The 18,570-nt window shown below is 43.3% G+C and carries 14 protein-coding genes; 5 read left to right on the plus strand and 9 right to left on the minus strand.

Features of this window, described 5'->3' with window-relative positions; all coding sequences use genetic code 11:
- Window positions 1–11 precede the first annotated feature (11 nt).
- The gene (locus NYE72_RS20215) at window positions 12–1,643 is read right to left on the minus strand and encodes a diguanylate cyclase (protein WP_038572367.1); all 1,632 of its coding nucleotides are present in this window, start codon (window positions 1,641–1,643) and stop codon (window positions 12–14) included.
- A 217-nt stretch (window positions 1,644–1,860) separates the two neighbouring features.
- Here NYE72_RS20215 and NYE72_RS20220 point away from each other — a divergent pair, with 217 nt between their 5' ends.
- Together NYE72_RS20220 and NYE72_RS20225 are read left to right on the plus strand one after the other, a co-directional pair.
- Window positions 1,861–2,130, plus strand: coding sequence for an ACT domain-containing protein (locus NYE72_RS20220; RefSeq protein WP_036685776.1), 270 nt, complete (start codon window positions 1,861–1,863; stop codon window positions 2,128–2,130).
- Window positions 2,131–2,147: 17 nt separating this feature from the next.
- Window positions 2,148–3,503 carry a PFL family protein gene (locus NYE72_RS20225; RefSeq protein ID WP_244886527.1) on the plus strand — a complete coding sequence of 452 codons (1,356 nt, stop codon included), beginning with the start codon at window positions 2,148–2,150 and terminating at the stop codon, window positions 3,501–3,503.
- A gap of 89 nt (window positions 3,504–3,592) precedes the next feature.
- Here NYE72_RS20225 and NYE72_RS20230 read toward each other — a convergent pair whose 3' ends face one another.
- Window positions 3,593–4,003, minus strand: coding sequence for a hypothetical protein (locus NYE72_RS20230; protein WP_232061415.1), 411 nt, complete (start codon window positions 4,001–4,003; stop codon window positions 3,593–3,595).
- 207 nt (window positions 4,004–4,210) lie between these two features.
- On the opposite strand from NYE72_RS20230, the gene NYE72_RS20235 reads away from it, so the two are divergent.
- Entirely contained in the window at window positions 4,211–5,248 is a 1,038-nt protein-coding gene (locus NYE72_RS20235; RefSeq protein ID WP_052097164.1) for a glycosyltransferase, read from the plus strand.
- Between the two features lie 13 nt (window positions 5,249–5,261).
- Window positions 5,262–6,329, plus strand: coding sequence for a glycoside hydrolase family 99-like domain-containing protein (locus NYE72_RS20240; protein WP_036685768.1), 1,068 nt, complete (start codon window positions 5,262–5,264; stop codon window positions 6,327–6,329).
- 33 nt (window positions 6,330–6,362) lie between these two features.
- Here the strand turns inward: NYE72_RS20240 and NYE72_RS20245 are convergent, their stop codons facing one another.
- Window positions 6,363–7,823, minus strand: a complete 1,461-nt coding sequence (locus NYE72_RS20245) for an MFS transporter (RefSeq protein ID WP_076106486.1) — start codon at window positions 7,821–7,823, stop codon at window positions 6,363–6,365.
- 164 nt (window positions 7,824–7,987) lie between these two features.
- On the opposite strand from NYE72_RS20245, the gene NYE72_RS20250 reads away from it, so the two are divergent.
- On the plus strand, window positions 7,988–8,407 hold the full coding sequence (locus tag NYE72_RS20250; protein WP_036685765.1) for a MarR family winged helix-turn-helix transcriptional regulator: 420 nt from the start codon (window positions 7,988–7,990) through the stop codon (window positions 8,405–8,407).
- Window positions 8,408–8,466: 59 nt separating this feature from the next.
- Here the strand turns inward: NYE72_RS20250 and NYE72_RS20255 are convergent, their stop codons facing one another.
- The 6 genes from NYE72_RS20255 to NYE72_RS20280 form a co-directional block, all read right to left on the minus strand.
- A complete protein-coding gene (locus NYE72_RS20255) occupies window positions 8,467–10,134 on the minus strand; it encodes an extracellular solute-binding protein (RefSeq protein WP_339210347.1) in 1,668 nt (555 codons plus the stop codon).
- Window positions 10,131–11,537: a response regulator gene (locus NYE72_RS20260; protein ID WP_076106488.1), complete on the minus strand. Its 1,407-nt coding sequence runs from the start codon at window positions 11,535–11,537 to the stop codon at window positions 10,131–10,133. The genes NYE72_RS20255 and NYE72_RS20260 overlap by 4 nt, the downstream gene beginning before the upstream one ends.
- On the minus strand, window positions 11,530–13,275 hold the full coding sequence (locus NYE72_RS20265; protein WP_036685760.1) for a sensor histidine kinase: 1,746 nt from the start codon (window positions 13,273–13,275) through the stop codon (window positions 11,530–11,532). The genes NYE72_RS20260 and NYE72_RS20265 overlap by 8 nt, the downstream gene beginning before the upstream one ends.
- A gap of 134 nt (window positions 13,276–13,409) precedes the next feature.
- Entirely contained in the window at window positions 13,410–15,245 is a 1,836-nt protein-coding gene (locus tag NYE72_RS20270; protein ID WP_036685758.1) for an ABC transporter substrate-binding protein, read from the minus strand.
- Window positions 15,246–15,336: 91 nt separating this feature from the next.
- Window positions 15,337–16,233: a carbohydrate ABC transporter permease gene (locus NYE72_RS20275; RefSeq protein WP_339210350.1), complete on the minus strand. Its 897-nt coding sequence runs from the start codon at window positions 16,231–16,233 to the stop codon at window positions 15,337–15,339.
- Window positions 16,234–16,250: 17 nt separating this feature from the next.
- Window positions 16,251–17,210, minus strand: a complete 960-nt coding sequence (locus NYE72_RS20280; RefSeq protein ID WP_094903685.1) for an ABC transporter permease subunit — start codon at window positions 17,208–17,210, stop codon at window positions 16,251–16,253.
- Window positions 17,211–18,570 lie beyond the last annotated feature (1,360 nt).

Consider the following 18,570-nt stretch of genomic DNA (forward strand, 5'->3'; position numbering starts at 1 on the left):
TCAGAACCCAATTAGAACAAAAATCTATGAGCCAACCGCTCTATCCTCGACAATAACTCAGGCATATGGACCGGTTTCACTACATAATCATCGGCACCCATCTGCAGGGCATGTACAATATCCGCCTGATTATTTCTTCCCGTCAGCATGATCACTAATATATTTACTTCCGGATACGTTTTGCGGATTCTTTCCAGAACTTCTACTCCATCCAGATCAGGCATCACACCATCCAGCAAAATAATATACTTCTCATCCACGGCATACCAATCCGATTGCAGGAAATCAAGCCCATTCGCATAGCTGCTAACCTTCACCTCAGCAATATTATCCGGCTCCCAAATGGCGAACTGACTGGTCACAATTCTACGAATTAGCGTATCATCATCTACAACAATCACATTCAGAACCGAATGCTTTTTAGTAGTGGATAAATGGTCCGAATAAAGCGTTGTCTGATTCCTTCCAGCATGCTTACTGGCATAAAGAGCCTGATCTGCTTCCTCAATCAATTTATCGGCTATATTCTCGGCATCTGTTACCTCAGAAATCCCGCTAGAGATGGTCACATGAAAGATTTCATTTTTCGCAAAAAAGTCAGTAGCCGCAAACCGCTCTTGAATACGCTGTATAACCAACATTGCAGATTCCGCATCCGTGTTAGGTAAGAACACTGCAAACTCTTCTCCCCCATAACGGCAAAAGGTATCCTCCAGACGGATGGAATTCTTCACAAGCTCGGAAAAGCCCTGCAGAACTTCGTCTCCGATTAGGTGACCATATGTATCATTAACGTTTTTAAAATAATCCAAATCAATCAGCGCTAACGAAAATACGCGGTTGGTCCGCTTAAAATCACCAATCAACTGCTTCATGACTTGATTAAAGTGTTTGCGATTGAATGCGCCGGTCAAATCATCCACGATGATGGACTCCTGCCATTCTCTCTTAAGTTGAAAGCGATTTTTGATCAATACCAGAAATAAATCAATATCTACAGGCTTCGGTAAAAAATCCATCACCCCCAGCGAATACGCATGCATTTGCGTCGCTTTGGAGTACTCCCCACTTATAATGATAATGGGAATTCGTTCTTTTTTAGCCTTGCCGATAATTTGGTTCAACACCTCAATCCCACTTTTATCCGGTAAAAGAATATCCAGCAGAATGAGATCTGGTTTCGTTTCATAAAAGATTTTGAGTCCCCGTTCAGCAGATAAGGCTATGCTTACATAGTAATTCTGCTTCTCCAATGACTCTTTCAGATAAGCAACTAACTCTACATCGTCGTCGATAAGAAGAATATCATTCTGCGTGAGCGTCTCAGCAGGTCCCTTTTTATCCAATGCTTTAACAGAGCTTGAAGCTGCCAATGAATGGACATTAAACAATGGAATCAGTGGATATAAATAATCCCCCCATTCCTCAACCGACCAACTCTTAAGACTGCTTTCCATGAAATAGGGCAGCGTATCCTCGGCAAATTGTTCGACATCTGGTAATCCGACAGTTCCAGCAGTGCCTTTTAAATTATGCAAAAAACGATAAATGTCCTTTTCCTTCACTTCCGCCTGTTCCGTCCATTCCTGGAGGGTCATCTTCGTTCTTTGCTCAACCATGTCTTTATATTTTTGTGTAGTCATATTTACTCCTTCAGACTATCATATCAAACTCTCAGTTCATCACATTTTTTATAGGCTGTCAAATGAATTTTCTATAATTTCAGCTGTCAAAATAAATATTTAATCAAACTGACAAAAAACCTTTGGTTGAAGCTTGTTTCATCATTTGCAATAATAGTTGGAATGGTTCATTCCGTATACACGGTGAAATCAATAAATACAAAGGGAGGCTGTATTCATGAAGGGAATTATTACTGTATTGGGAAAAGATAAAGTAGGGATTATTGCTAAAGTATGTACATATCTAGCCGAACACAATTTGAACATTCTGGATATTTCGCAGACGATCGTTCAGGATTATTTTAACATGATGATGATTGTAGACATTTCTAGCTCAACTAAAGCTTTTGAGAATATCGTAGAGGAATTACATTTGCTTGGCGAATCGATTGGCGTGGAAATCAAGCTTCAGCATGAGGATATTTTTAATATTATGCACCGAATCTAGGAGGATGGCTGACCATGATATCACTAGTGGAAGTACAAGAAACGAATAAGATGATTCGTGAAATGAATCTGGATGTGCGTACCATAACAATGGGGATCAGCCTCATGGATTGTGCCCACACGGATATGCGCACCTTTAATCAAAATGTATATGACAAAATCACCAGATCCGCTGAAAAGCTCGTAAAGACGGGTGAAGATCTGGAAAGACAATTTGGGGTTCCTATCGTTAACAAACGGATTTCTGTCACACCCATCGCTATTGCCGCTGGTGCGGTGAAGACAGATACCTATGTACCTGTTGCTGAAATCCTGGACAAGGCTGCAAAAGAGGTAGGCGTTAACTTTATTGGCGGCTTCTCTGCACTTGTACAAAAAGGTTGCACCAAAGGCGATCGTATTCTGATCGACAGTATTCCTGAAGCATTGGCAGTCACTGAAAGAGTCTGCTCCTCGGTCAATGTCGGTTCCTCCAGAAGTGGAATCAACATGGATGCTGTGAAATTAATGGGCGACATTATTATCCAAACTGCAGAACGCACCAAGGATCGGGATTCCATCGGCTGCGCCAAGCTGGTAGTCTTCTGTAATGCAGTCGAGGACAACCCTTTTATGGCCGGAGCATTTCACGGAGTTGGGGAGCGGGAATGTGTCATCAACGTTGGCGTCAGCGGTCCTGGTGTAATCAAACGTGCGCTTGAAGAGGTTCGAGGGCAGGATTTTGAAACCTTATGTGAAACCATTAAACGGACAGCCTTCAAAGTCACACGTGTCGGTCAGCTAGTTGCTCAAGAGGCTTCCAAACGGATGAATGTTCCTTTTGGGATTATCGATCTATCCTTAGCCCCTACTCCAGAAATCGGAGATTCCATTGCCGAAATCTTTCAAGTCATGGGTCTGGAGGAAGCTGGCGCACCGGGAACAACCGCTGCTCTGGCGATCCTAAATGACAATGTTAAAAAAGGTGGCGTGATGGCCTCCTCCTATGTAGGTGGCCTTAGTGGAGCCTTTATTCCAGTCAGTGAAGATCACGGCATGATTCAAGCCGTTCAGCGGGGTGCCCTTACACTAGAGAAACTGGAAGCTATGACCTGTGTTTGTTCCGTGGGACTGGATATGATAGCTATCCCAGGAAGCACCACCAAGGAGACCATTTCCGGTATCATCGCGGATGAAGCTGCAATTGGCATGGTGAATAACAAAACCACTGCGGTTCGCGTGATTCCAGTAATCGGCAAGGACGTAGGTGAAATGGTCGAATTTGGCGGCCTGCTCGGATATGCACCAGTCATGGCAGTGAACGGCTTCAACTGCGCGAACTTCATTAATCGTGGCGGACGAATCCCAGCTCCAATTCATAGCTTTAAGAATTAATAGAAACCTCAAACAGCAAGTCCCTATTTGTACTTAGGAGACTTGCTGTTTTTTATTAATCTGATGCTGAGAATGTTAGTTTACCTTGATTAAGCCCGTTGGATGCCAATATTAGGTGTTCCGCCAGTCAAATCGATAAATAATACATAATCATTTCCATCTGTGCCCTTCAGCACGAGACCAGTCTGACCTACAGCACCTACAGAAAAGTATCGAACTTGTTGCAGGCTGGTAGGAGCGCCTGGTGGCAATGTTGCTTGGTTCGTAGCGATCAACCGGGTTGCAGCTCTAATGGTGCCTGCCCCGCTAATTTCACCGGTTACCCCCAGATGACCAAGTATGGATTCACTGCCGTTCACATTTAGGCTTCCCATTATGGTCTGACTACCATTCAAATGAAGATTCGAATCGATAGTCTCATTTCCATTAACGTGCAGATCATTTTGAATGGTCTGACTTCCTGTAACTAGAACGTTATCGAAGGTTGGCAAGGCGATCATCCCTTTCAGGTTTTATAGCATATCTTATGTTAAACAAGCCAGCCCTGTCATAGATAGATATACAGCTTTCACTAAATCCGCTTTTTATCTTCAGGGCTCTGATTAATGGTCTTATACCTAAAGTCAAAATAACCCCCTACACATATAATGATTAGCAAGACTCGGTGCTAGAGCGGACGACTGGCTCCACAGAATACAGGAGGAATTATGAAGAAGACAGCTAATAGGCTCACTCCTGAAAGGCCTTCAAGTCACGAAGTCACCATCAGCCAAGTTAATCCATCGCAACACCATAACCTCATCCTTGAGATGAACTCTTATAGAGCAGAGCCGCTGCAACGGGAACTCAAGCAATTAAGAATATTGCTGCTGGTTCCTACAGAGGCCAGCGATAAAATGCCTAATGTACGACTTTTTAAAGATCAACTAAGGCATTTGGTCAAAGAAGTACTTGCTATTAAATTCCAGCATAATCTGGAGGAATATTTAGCCCATTTTCAACCTGATCTAATATTAGCTCTAGGATCGGAGACCCTATTTCCGGAGGAGAACCTCCCTGCTCTGAAAACTTCCAACGTTCCCAAAGCGGTATGGATGGCAGATGCAGCTTGTCTTACTCCAACAGAACGTAATCTGGCATTGTTATTCGATTATATTTTCACACAGAACATAGCTAATCTGATCTATTATCAGGGTTTATGGGGCAAACATTCCAGTTATCTCCCATATGCTGCGGATACGGATCTCTATTATCCAAGACGTGTGGAGGACTGTTATCAGAGTGACGTACTCATTCTCGGCGATTTTCAAATCGATAGTGTGCTTTACACGTTGGCGTATTCAGACCTGCTTCAAGGCCTTAAGGTAATGATCGCCGGGCGTGGTTGGGACCCCCCCAGAAATTTCCTGGATATCACCCATAGTAAAGATATGTCCAGTTATTATAATGGAGCAAAAATCGTCATCAATTGCACTGGTTCTATGCAGCAGATTATGGAGGTCACCGCTTGCGGTGTATTTCAGTTAGTGGAGGATCATCCCCATCTTCATAATTACCGAATTGCAGAAGAAGATCTCATTCGTTTCCAGAACTTCAAAGAGCTCTCCGAAAGCTTTAAGCACTATTTTTCACATAGTGAAGAAAGGAGAATTTCTGCCTCTCGTGCTCTAAAGGAACTTAAATATAACCATTCTTATATCCAGCAAGGAAAGTTACTGCTGAGAAAAATATTCAAGGAACCATAGGGGGTGGCATGACTTGAGATGCATTGCTTTTGTATTGCCTCAGTTTCATCAGATCACAGAGAACGATTCCTGGTGGGGTGAGGGTTTTACAGAATGGACAAATGTCAGGAAGGCTGCAGCCCTTTATCCTGAACATGATCAGCCCAAGAAGCCATTAAATAATAACTACTATGATTTAACGGATCCTAAAGTGAAACAATGGCAGGCAGAGACTGCAAGGGCTCATGGCATTTACGGTTTTTGTTATTATCACTATTGGTTTAATGGCAGGCGACTACTGGAACAACCGGTTCAGCAGATTCTTGCGAGCAAAGAGCCTGACTTCCCCTTTTGCCTTTCTTGGGCTAACGAACCATGGACACGTAGCTGGGATGGCACCGAAGAGGATGTACTGATGCCACAGGAATACGGAGAAGAACGGGATTGGCGAATGCACTTTTTTGCGTTGCTGGAAGCCTTCAAAGATGATCGTTATATCCGGGTAGAAGATAAGCCTGTCTTTATCATTTATAGATCTGCTAGTATCCCGCGCTGTGAAGAAATGCTTCAATATTGGCGCGAATTGGCTCTGCAGAACGGACTTAAAGGACTTCATCTGGTCCGGACACTAGGCGGTTTCCCCCTACAGAAAGAGCAAGGATTCGATGCCAGTCTGGAATTTGAGCCGCATTACACATTCGCACATGGCGGGGTTAAGCATTTATGGAGCTCAAAGCAGGTGGAGGATCAGAGGCATATCGTAATTGATTATGATGAGTTATGGGAATCCATGTTGGAGCGGACACCCCATAGGGACGGAGAAATCATATATCCGGGAGCCTTTGTCAACTGGGATAACACACCACGGAAAGGCCCTGCCGGACAAAGCACCTTAGGTGCTAATCCTCAAAAATTCGGCCAATACCTTTCACGACAAATTGAGCGCGCCAAAAAAATGTTCAAAAGTGAATATATTTATATCAACGCCTGGAATGAATGGGCTGAAGGCGCCTATCTGGAACCGGATGAGCGTTATCAATATCAATACTTGCAAGCCGTTAAGGAAGCCCTACAATTTCATCACAAAGAAGATCCTTCTTAGCCGTAGCGCCAGAAGGATCTTTTTCATTTTATGTTATCTTTCCGATGACTGCACTCTGGCGCTTCTTGCACTCACCAATCTCCAGCCAGTTAATAAAGCAGCCACTAGACATATGGATGCCGAGGTTACAAACACTACATGCATACCCTCGATAAATAACTCTGGCCGGCCGGGAACTAACCCTGTCACTCTATAGCCGGCTTCACTGCTCATCACTTGAAAAAGAATTGTAGTAGCAATTGTAATGCCGACAACCATACCGACATTACGAACTAACGAATTGACACTACCCGCAGAACCAAGCTGTGTTCTTGGTACCTTAGACATAACAAGCGAGTTGTTCGGCGATTGAAACAGGCCACTTCCTATACCCAGCATAGCGATCCACACACCTACCAGCACAACAGAACTTCCTACATGAAGCTGTGCTAATCCGAACTGTGCAATAACCATGACCACCAGCCCCGCAAAAGTCAAAAATTCAGAGCCTATTTTATCCGATAGCGCACCACTCATTGGAGCCACGACTACCATACATATCGGCAACAGCATTAACAAGAAGCCTGCATAGAATGGCGATAAATTAAGCATGTTCTGTGCATAAAACGGCGCGATAATATTGAAGCAGAAATTCGCTGTAAATACGAGAAAACCACATAATATACTTAAAGAAAACAACGGATTCTTAAATAATGACAGCTGCAACAACGGTTCTTTTCTACGAAGCTCCGTCCATATGAAAGCAATGAAGCTGACGACAGCAACAATTATTGATGTAAAAATTAAGCTGTTACCATACCCTAGCTGTTGTCCTAGTAATAATCCTGCGAACAAAGTAATAATAAAAACAGCGAACAGTAAACTGCCCGGCACATCAATCGAAGATTTCACTCTCGTTAAATCCTTAGGCAATACCTTCCAGCCAAAAAATATAGCGATCAGACCAATAGGCACGTTAACCCAAAAGATATACTCCCAGCCTAAGGTGGAAACCATAATCCCGCCTAAACTTGGACCAGCTATACTTCCCAGAGACACGAATGTACCAATGAAACCAAGGGCTTTACCACGCTCCGTGGCAGGAAAGATATCCGTAACAATTCCCTGACTGTTCGCCATGGTCATCGAAGCACCCAAGGCTTGAATAACACGTGAAGCGATCAAGGCTGGTAAACTTACACTAAGCCCACACAGCATAGATCCAATAACAAATATAATGGTGCCAATCTTAAAGATTCGAATCTTTCCTACGATATCTCCAAGCTTGCCGAAGAAAAGTATCGCTGCACAGATCGCCATTAAATAACCTGTAGTTACCCATTCGATTTGCGCCATGGGCAACTTCAGTTGTTTGGATAGCTCAGGCAGAGCAATATTGACAATACTACCATCAAGGGTGGACATAAACGTAAATATATTCAGAACAATTAAAATCATCCAGCGCTTCTTCTGAATTTCTTTATCCTCCTGGTAGGTTGCACTTACAGAACTCATAACTAACACCTCATTAAATATTAATAATCACCGTTTAGTTGCGCACGCAACCAAACTCGCCATACCCAGTGTACAACAATTTAGTTGCGTGCGCAACGACTTTATTGTACACTTTATTTCAAGGCAAAAAATGAGCGAACTTATAACCCAAAGAGGTGTCTATATTGGCAAGAGAGCCTATCGGGAAGCTAATTTCCCATCTTCACCGTCAAAATCAAAAGAAACTGGTTAAGCAGTTTGTCCCTTATGGAATCGGTAGTGGTGGACAGCATAGCTTTCTTAAATTGATTCTTTCTCGGCCAGGCATTACTCAGGATCAGTTAACTGCCGAATTGAAGTTCGATAAAGCAACTACAGCACGTTCTGTGAAGCAATTAGAGAATTCGGGGTATATCGAGCGCAAAGACGATCCTAATGATCGACGCTCCCACCTTCTATATCCTACCCCGAAAGCCATCGATTTCTTCCCAGTTTTACAGTCCATCTTAGATGAATTTAATAAAAGCCTTGTGGGCCATTTAACCGATGAAGAAGTAGAGCAACTACATTTCCTGCTGCAAAAAATCAGTACAAACGAAGAATAGAACATAAGAAAAAGGATGTCCCAAAGCCACTCGGCTGTTGAGGCATCCCACTTTTACGTTTACTTTTGCTTTACAATTTCAGCAACTTCTTCCGTAATCTCTTCCCCGCCCATACTCTTCCATTTAGCTACAAACACATCAAAATCACTAAGCGGTGAATCACCCACAATAATATTTAAGAACGTCTCATTCTCCAGATTCTGCAGTTCCGGCCATTTGGTCTTCATAAGTCGGGTGTTCCCATAAAAGACCCCACGCACTCCCTCTATAGCAGTTGAGGTTAACACAGCTACTCCATATTTATACGCATTCGCTGCTTTCCAGCCTTCAAGATCTTTTTTGGGCTGCTCTGTTTCCGCTACCCATTGATCATAAATGAGCCGGGTATCAGAATTTAATGTATCCGGGTCTATCTTTCCGTGCAAAGCCTGCTGGATATCAGCATAATGTTTCTCAATCGCATCCCTATAATCTATCAAAAGATCGAACGGATAATAAGCACGCAGCTGAATGCCTGTCTGCGCAGAGAAATCACCTAGCTTTTTTACCTCCTCTTGATTAGGATCTTGTCTTCTTTCGAGTCTTGTAAACACGTTCAATTGCTTGATTACAGCCTCTGGATGTTCAAACCCTTTACGCACAACAAGATATCGATCTGTTACCGGAGCCAAATGAGCGACAAACTTACCGGAATCATCAACTGGAGCTGCATATGCTCTCCATTCTGCCTTCGTATCCAAAGCCACTGCCTCTGACAAAGGATAATAAGGCATCCACCAAGGACCAAAAAACATCCCTGATTTACCTGTAATAATAGGCTCCTGAGTTTCCTTATATAGTGCAAAGTCCGGATCCAGCAACCCGTGTTTATACCAATCAGCAAGTTTAGCAAGCGCTTGTTTGGTTTCTGGTGTAATGGAGCCATACACGATATTTCCGTTGTTATCCTTAATCCAATTCGTGGGGAAAGCATGAAATGCACTAAAAACAGCATCCAGACCATTAACTAATGGTTTAGTTCCATATACGATATTTTTGTAGCCGCTTAGACCGACGGTATCTCTTTTTCCATTCCCGTCAGGGTCTTTTTCAATAAAAGCTTTGGCAATTTTCTCGATGTCTTCAAAAGTTTGTGGAGGTCGCAGCTCCAGCTTCTCCAGCCAATCCTGACGTACCCAGAGCAGCACGGGAGAGTCTGCGTCAATAGCTACATTCGGTAATCCATATAATTTACCGTCGCGGGAAGCGTCCTCTAATGCCTCTCCCTTTGTAGAATTGTACATATCCTTGATAAGTTCAGATCCATATATTTTATATGTCTCTGTCAAATCTTCAATCATGTCATTATCAATTAATTTCTTCAATTGATCCCGATCCACAACTATGGCATCAGGCAAATCGTTGCTATCAATGGCAAGCTGCACCTTTTGCGTAAAAGCATCCTCACCCTTCGCTTCCCAGGAGTGAACCACTTTGATATTCGTAATGCTCTCTAAATAACGGGTGATTGGATTGTTATCGTTGCTGTCACCTGTATTAAGTCGCGAGTCGGGAACCTTAAATCCCACCCGGATCACAATCGGATCCTCATATTTACTATAAGCGATAGAAGTATCTTCATCCCCTGCCTGAGGGCTTGCAACTGAATCTACAGTACCGATATTGTCACGACATGATGTCATTCCAATGACCATAAACACTAGGAGGATAGATTTCCAAAATTTCATATTTGGTTTTTCCCCTCCGCACGGAATTCACTTGGTAATTTACCAATACGTTCTCTAAACAATCTGCTGAAATAACGATCATCCTCAAAACCGGACCGCGAAGCAATCTCACAGACGGGAAGTGTAGTCTCCAGCAGCAGTGATTTGGCAAGCTCCAGCCGCATTCCCCGTAAACATTCACCAAATGTCTCTCCGGCAAAACGAGCGAAACACTGGCTGAAATAACCACGGCTCATATTAATGACGGCTGCTACGTCGCTCTGATTGATTTTGTCACCTGCATGGCTCTGCATATAACGAACTGCGCGAATAAGACAGGACATAACCTCTTTAGTTAATCCAAGCTCCAGCATTCTTCGTCCCACATGATCAGAAAATCGCCGCAGCCAGTTCTTCCAATGACACCAGTTCAGATTATGGGAAATGTCCTTTTCCAGTTGAGCAGCATCTTCAGGCTTTAAAAGTAAAGAACTCCAACTTTGTATTAGAGAGTGTGCAAACGCCAGAAACTGATCAGAACGGGGTTTCTGCTGAAGTATGTTTGCTACAAATTTCTCCCACTCCTTTCCATCAATTGTCCACTTCAAATTCTGTGCTTGCTCCAACAGATTATCCGCCTCTTGTTTTGAATAGGGAGCCCCTGGTTCCTTCTTTATGTCTTCATATTTCAATGAGGTCAAATCCTCAGGTTCAGGATGATAAAATAGAATACGGCGTAATTTCGCAGTGAGCTGTTCCTCCAGTTCCTGCAACGGTTGATCTCTCAATCCACTGATCAGTGCGGTCTGCCATCGTCCGGATAGCTGGATCTTTAGTTCACGCTTGCTCTCATCTATTGAGAAACGATGCAATAAGGGCGACATCCACATCTCATGAAAAGTAATAAGCGGATTATTTTTCACGCTGGACAGCTGAAATAATTCTTCTTCATTGCATTGATGATTTAATGGCAAATATAGCAGAGCCTTATCAGCAGCCATACGTTTACTCTCCCCACGAACCAGAGCATCCCGCGTATTGTCCTCCCATTTAATACGATCGACAAGACGTCTGATAGTTTCATCCGCATTTTCCATCTCAAGCAGTGTTTTTACAATATAGTCAACGGCACCTAAACGCATAGCCTCCTGAACATAGTCAAATTCATGATGACAAGTAAGGACAACACAGCGAATACCTGTGAACCGTTGTCTAACCATTTTAATAAGCTCGAAGCCTGAAATGCCAGGCATGGTCAAATCCACAAATAATAAATCTACTTCCTGCTGTTGAAGCAGCTCCAAAGCAGATTTACCATCACCTGCCTCCCCAACTATAACAATCCCTAAGGATGACCAATCAATCAGGGATATGAAGCCTTTTCGCACGAGTCTCTCGTCATCGACAACTACAGCCTTAATCATCGAAGTCCTCCTTACCTTTCCTCGGAATCACAATGGATACAACCGTACCTTCTCCTGGCTTACTGAACATCTCTAGCTTCATTTGTTCTCCATAATAGGTTCTAAGCATCCGGTTCACATATGAAAAACCAATTCCAAGTCCCCGTTTTTTCGCTCCATCATCAGACAACAGCTGATCTAATGTATCTGCATCCATCCCAGCTCCGTTATCTTTTACACATAACTGAACTTCTCCTTCACCATGTTTCATTATCTCAACATCTACCTTGCCATTATCGCTTAATCCATGATAAATCGAGTTCTCCACCAGAGGCTGAAGCAAAAATCTCGGGACAGCCACAGACAATACATCCTCATCAGCTTCAACGTTAAATTCAAATTCATAATCATAACGAATACGCTGCAGCTCCATATAATTTCGAATCGCTTCAATTTCCTCGCCAATGGTAACAATGATGCTTTGCTTGCCCAGATTATAATGCAGCACCTTTACAAGAAGAGTGACCAGCTTGTCGATCTCCTTCTGGCCGTTTAACCGGGCCATCCACTGTACCGTATTTAAGGTATTATGCAAAAAATGAGGATTGATCTGGCTGAGCAACTTCTCAATCTCAAATTGGCTTTTCTGCTTCTCATTATGGGCAACCGCAACAATCAGCTCATTCACCTGTTTTTTCATCTGCTGAAAGTTGGTAAGCACAAAGTCAAATTCTTCCACATTCGTATAGGCTACCGGAGCGGTAACATTTTCCGCCATTCGGTTGATTTCAAGGTTGACCTTACGCAACGGACCATAAATTTTCCTCCAGATGATCCAAGCCAGAAATCCGGCAAAAAGAAGGGTGGAGAAGGCAAGTAAGATCATTTTATAAAACCAAGAATAAATTTCACTGTTGAATTCTGATTTTTTCACAACGGCAATAAGCTTCCAGCCCTGAGGACTCGCGTAACGAAACAGATGATATCCACTTAGCGTTTCATGGGTGAGATTGGAGTTGCTTCCCGCAGCTTTAATAATACTTAGCGGAAGTTTGCCGTCGATCACTTTTGTACTATTACCTTGCTGATTGACCAGCAGATGATTTACTTTCATCCCGTAGGACTCCTGATTGAAGATTTTGCGAAACAAACTATAATTCGTCTCCAAATAAATATAAAGCTTATGCTGGCCCGGCACACGGACAATCCGCTGCTCCGAGAACACGAGATTGTCACCAACAGCGTACATAGTGGGATGTGGTCCATAATAGTCAGCCCCGTTATATCGCATAAAGGACGGCAATGTACTGATATCAAAATTTCTGCGTGCGCTCATGTTGGTAAACAGAACGGGATCATCGCTGTCCGGCATAATGTAGGCTGTAAGTCCAATATAAGGGTTCGTAAAATTGACTAGATTGATCTTCTGGTTGATGGAATTCATCATTTGCGATTTGCGAAAAATTTGTTTTTCCTGAATAAATGAGGACATCTCCTGCACAATCTGCCCGTCCAGAGCAAACTGCTTGGAGGCAAAATCCATATTGTCGATGGCATTCTCCAGGCTTGAGGCTTCCTGTCTCAGACTAGCGCTGATCCCGTTGCCAATTTTACCTGAAAGGATGGAGTAAATAGAGGTGTAGGTTACGAATCCTACTAAGAGAAGCGGAAGTAGTGTTCCGATTACTAGATAGATAAATAAGGTATTGCGTAAGGATTTGACAGCTGGAGTATGACTCCGCAGGGGTACTCTTACCATCTGGATTATCCTCTTCTTTCTATCTGAAAGCGTTTTATATTAATGTGAGAATACCACATTTATCCTTAATTGAATAGAATAAGGCAGAACAGCCTCCACGCCGCCCCGCCTTATTTTATAGTTACTAGCCGTGTTTATTTAACGCTTTTACGGGCCTCGAACAATTCCTCAGCCTTTTTAATCGAGAAATCCATAACTTCGGAATAACCAAGACCATTTACCTTATCATGCATTTCTTTATTCAACTTATCATATTCCGCTTGATCTTTAGCAAAGACCATTTTCCAGGAAATCTGTTGAATAACCGTACCGATTTGTTTATTCTTTTGTTCCACTGTTTTATCCATGGTTAACGGCTCTTTGCCAGTGAAGCCTTGTGGTGCTACAGCCAATAGATTGTTTTTCTCAAAATACTCCTTAGGAGTCAGAACGCCCATCTTCGCTCTCCAGTCACTATCAAGCTTGGAAGGGTTACGTTCCAGGGTTGTTGTCCACAGATTATGATCGAATGGCTCACTATTCTCTGGATTCACCATCGCCGGAACCACAAACGAGAAGTTCATTTGATTGGAGCCATAGTAGTAGTCACCACCGCCGTATTCAGCAGGAACTTGAGTATTCTGTTGATCAGTATAAGCTTTCCAACCAAAATCAGTCACTGCAGGTTTGCCGTTTGCATCAATATCCCAGGTCAGACCTTGAGGTCCGTTAGGTACTGCTGTACCACTTCCTGCAGAAATCATTGCACCTTCCGGTGTGTACATCCAGTTAATGAATTCCATAATTCTAGCAGGTTCCTTAGCTTTTGCGCCGATTGCAATAATACCGTTACCACCGTAAACATTGAAGCCTGTGGAATACATCAATTCATCTTTGAACGGAACTAGCGCAAAACCTTTACCTTCGGCTGTTCTTTCTGGTGTATTGTAGTTAGCAGCTCCTAGCCATGGGAACCAAGAGAACAATAGACGACCATCTTTGTATTTCGCTACAACATCGTCGAATTTTTGCGTCATAGAGTCCGGATCAACCAGCCCCATTTGGTTAGCTTCAAAATACAGTTTGAGCGATTTCATGTACCAGCTATCTTCGGATAAAAAGTCATAATACTTTTCTTCATCTGCCTTAACATACACAGCAGTATCAGGAATTTCGTCATAGCCCATCATGTTTGCGAACTGTTTAGCCAATGTCATTTTATAGTTGCCATCCCAATCAGACCACATCGAGAAAGCATAGGTTTTTTTGCCTTGTTCGTTCTTAGGCTCGAGCTCTTGCATTTTTTTCAGCACAGGCAGATAATCTTCAATCTTTGTAATTTCTGGCGCTCCAATTTGTTGGTAAAGATCAAAGCGCAGGTCTGGACCCCAAGTCATATCTTTTCCTTCAGAAGGTCCGGATGGGTTAGAAGCTACGCTGTTCCCCATACCAAAGACTGATGATCCACCGCCAAAAGCTACCTTTGCTTTCTCAATAGCTTTTGGGAAAGTGCTAGAAATGTCTTTTCCGTATTTGTCCAAAAGACCGTCCTGTGTCCAGTCCAAGAGCAGCTTTCCTTTGATGGCATTTGGATAGTGGTTCTTGTCGTCACCGAAAATAATGATATCTCCAAGATCACCGGAAGCCATCATTGCAGAGATTTTGGTATCTCCACCAGTCAGGTTTGAAGCTACAATGTCCATTTCAATGTTGAACTTATCCTTGATGATTTTTGCAAACCATCCGGTCTGTGGACCGGCATAGTTAGCGGTTGTTGAGAATACAGTCAGCTTCAGCGGCTTGGAATGATCAAGCGCTCCGTCATCCGGTGCTGCTGTCTCCTCCGCCGGGGCATTTGTGGCAGCCGACGTAGGTTTCTCTGTGCTCGTGTTTTTGCCCGAATTAGCCGTATTATTCCCCCCGCCACATGCTGCAAGAACGAAGACCAGGATTACGGATAGCATGACAAGCGATGCTCTTCTTAATCTCATTGCTTTATACCCTCCCTTTCATCTCTTCACTTATAGTTCAACTCTGCTTATAGCAGAGGAAAACCCAGTTCTGGTCCAGAGCGGCCACCCATCAGCCTTTAACCGCACCGATCATAATTCCTTTGACGAAAAAGCGTTGGAAGAACGGATACACGATCAAAATCGGCAATACGACGATCATCGTTACAGTCATCCGCACAGAGGTTGGAGTCTGCATATTCGCTGCACTAGCGGCCATATCTGGCGAATTACGAATTAAGGCCGCGAGCGAGCTGGATTCGTTCAAATAACGCCATAATAAGAACTGGAGCGTAAAGTATTTCGTATCTGTCATTAGAAACGCCGTATCAATAAAGGCATTCCACTGATTCACCGCTGAGAAAATCGTAATCGTAGCCAAGATAGGTGTTGTAAGAGGAACAATGATACTCCAGAACACCCGGAAGTACCCTGCTCCATCCATTGACGCCGACTCCTCAAGTGAGGGCGGAATAGCCTCGACGAAGGTTTTGACCAAAATGATATTAAAAGGAGTAATAATGGTTGGCAAAATATAAGCCAGGTAGTTATTAGTCAGATGCAAGTTATGCATGGTGATATACCATGGGATCAGCCCTGCGCTGAAATACATCGTGACTACAACACTGCGGTACCAAATACTCCGGCCCCACATTTCCTTTTTGGTGAACAAGTACCCAAGAAATGCCGAAGATCCAACGGTGAGCAAAGTACCAACAACTGTTCTATAAATAGAGACTGTCGCCGCATGACCTAAACCACTGATTCTTAGAACTTTACTATAGTTATCAAAATGGATCTGCCTTGGATAAAATTTGATATCCCCCGCTGCGCTAAGATCATTCGAACTGATCGTATTAATGAACAAATAGTAGAATGGATAAATGCATGACAGGGTGAACAATCCAAAGAGTGTGTAGATAATAATTTGAAAGATTAATTCTCCAGAAGTTAGTTTTTTCTTTCTCAAATGGGATCACCCCTGCCTTAAATGATAGATTCGTCACGCACCATCTTGGATAATGTGTTTGCCGCGAACAGTAGAATTACACTGACGACCGACTTCAGCATACTGACAGCAGTGGCAAACGGAAAGTTGTTAGCGAACGCAATATTGTATACATAAAGATCCAGCACTTCTATGGAATCTTTATTCATCGCATTTTGAAAGGCAAAGTACTGCTCCATCCCGTTATTGACTAGGTTACCTATGGAGAGCAGCAGTAGGACAAAGAAGGTTGGGACAAGACCCGGAATGGTAATATGCCAGATTTTACGGAACCGGCTTGCACCATCCACCTCAACGGCCTCGTACAATTCTTGATCAATGCCTGCGATTGCAGCAAGATAGAGAATGGCACCCCAGCCTAACGATTTCCACCAATACCAAATAATCATCGTGACCCAAATATTCGAGCTGGAGGCTAAAAAGTTATAACCTTCATCAACGATTCCAAGCTGCACTAAAATGTGCGTGATGACCCCGTTATCAACGGAGAACAACGAGAAAGCCAATGCATATACCAGAATCCAGCTGATAAAGTTCGGAATCGTGGTTAGCGTCTGCACCATCTTGCGATACCAGCCTGACTTAATCTCGGTCAGAAAAATCGCAAAGATCACTGGAAATATCGAGGTAATTAGTCCAAGTGAACTCATGGCAAGAGTGTTCTTCAGCACGCGCACAACCTCTGCGGTCTGTGTTGGATTGGATACAATCGTCTTGAACCATTTCAACCCGACATATGGCGTGTCAGACAACGGTATTCCGGGAATGAAATCATAAAATGCATAAATCCATCCGCTGATCGGCAGATAATAGAAAATAAAGGTGACAACAAGAAACGGAAAAGCCATGAAGAACAATTTATGTTTGTTCTTCATCTTCCAGCGGGATCGATGAACCGGATCGACGCTGGGAAGTAATTCACCAGAAGGTACCCCCATGTCGGAATCTCCTATACCCAGATTTTGATTACGTTTTCATAGTATCAGAACCTTTATGTATGGCGAGATAGAACACAGAACGGCCTCACTGGAGAACCGTCTGATGCTTGTGAACCAAATTCGCATATATTTCGACCATTTTCTACCTAATCACTGTGGGTCTAGTGATGGAGAGCCTACATGCCTTTTGGCTTATAAAAAGTGGCAGGATGACGGGAATTCCCCTCATCCTGCCGCTGAAAGAGATGGTTTCTAAGGAGCGCTTGGGAGCTATGGGCAACTAGACCCTCCTCGTTCCTTATATCATCAACTATGGTGCGCTTTGTCCTCTTCATCTGCTACATCAACTATGGTGCGCTTTGTCCTCTTCGTCCGCTACATCAACTACGGTGCGCTTTGTCCTCTTCGTCCGCTACATCAACTATGGTGCGCTTTGTCCTCTTCGTCCGCTACATCAACTATGGTGCGCTTTGTCCTCTTCGTCTGTTACATCAACTGTGGTGCGCTTTGTCCTCTTCGTCTGCTACATCAACTATGGTGCGCTTTGTCCTCTTCGTCTGCTACATCAACTATGGTGCGCTTTGTCCTCTTCATTTGTTATGGTCTTTCACACTTCATAGTTTTGGCATCGGACCCAGATGCACTTATTTCCGGAATTCAGCGCTTTTCATCGTGCTATCGGACTCAGGTGCAGCTATTCACACAAATATAGTCCAAATATGAGCAAATTCATGCCGATAAGAGCTATACAGTCCGAAACTACGGCAAAGTAGCTTAAAAATCAGCAATAGCGACTATACGGTCCGCAACACTCCACGCATCATTTTTTGGCACACTTCTATCTAGAATTCATCACATTTTCTTGTACTATCGGACTCATTCTAGAATCCATCACATTTGCTCATGCTATCGGACCCAGATGCACTTATTTCCGGGATTCAGTGTTTTTCCTCGTGCTATCGGACTCAGGTGCAGCTATTCACACAAACATAGTCCAAATATGAGCAAATTCATGCCCATAAGAACAATACAGTCCGAAACTACCGCAAAGTAGCTTAAAAATCAGCAATAGCGACTATACGGTCCGCAATACACTTCATGCAGCGAAATCAGGCACACTTCTATCGAGAATTCATCACATTTGCTCATGCTATCGGACTCATTCTAGAATTCATCGCATTCACTCATACAGTCTGACTCATTCTTGGATCCACCGCATTCCCTCATGCTAACGGACCCAAATGCACTTATTTCCGGGATTCAGCGTTTTTCCTCGTGCTATCGGACTCAGGTGCAGCTATCCACACAAATATAGTCCAAATATGAGCAAATTCATGCCGATAAGAGCATACAGTCCGAA

Source organism: Paenibacillus sp. FSL L8-0333 (genome assembly GCF_037965665.1).
GTDB lineage: Bacteria > Bacillota > Bacilli > Paenibacillales > Paenibacillaceae > Paenibacillus_AQ > Paenibacillus_AQ odorifer.

Bases quoted from the DNA above. Each gene is read 5' to 3' on its own strand.
- NYE72_RS20215 (WP_038572367.1), bottom strand. From the start codon at position 1,643: ATGACTACACAAAAATATAAAGACATGGTTGAGCAAAGAACGAAGATG.
- NYE72_RS20220 (WP_036685776.1), top strand. From the start codon at position 1,861: ATGAAGGGAATTATTACTGTATTGGGAAAAGATAAAGTAGGGATTATT.
- NYE72_RS20230 (WP_232061415.1), bottom strand. From the start codon at position 4,003: ATGATCGCCTTGCCAACCTTCGATAACGTTCTAGTTACAGGAAGTCAG.
- NYE72_RS20235 (WP_052097164.1), top strand. From the start codon at position 4,211: ATGAAGAAGACAGCTAATAGGCTCACTCCTGAAAGGCCTTCAAGTCAC.
- NYE72_RS20245 (WP_076106486.1), bottom strand. From the start codon at position 7,823: ATGAGTTCTGTAAGTGCAACCTACCAGGAGGATAAAGAAATTCAGAAG.
- NYE72_RS20255 (WP_339210347.1), bottom strand. From the start codon at position 10,134: ATGAAATTTTGGAAATCTATCCTCCTAGTGTTTATGGTCATTGGAATG.
- NYE72_RS20260 (WP_076106488.1), bottom strand. From the start codon at position 11,537: ATGATTAAGGCTGTAGTTGTCGATGACGAGAGACTCGTGCGAAAAGGC.
- NYE72_RS20265 (WP_036685760.1), bottom strand. From the start codon at position 13,275: ATGGTAAGAGTACCCCTGCGGAGTCATACTCCAGCTGTCAAATCCTTA.
- NYE72_RS20270 (WP_036685758.1), bottom strand. From the start codon at position 15,245: ATGAGATTAAGAAGAGCATCGCTTGTCATGCTATCCGTAATCCTGGTC.
- NYE72_RS20280 (WP_094903685.1), bottom strand. From the start codon at position 17,210: ATGGGGGTACCTTCTGGTGAATTACTTCCCAGCGTCGATCCGGTTCAT.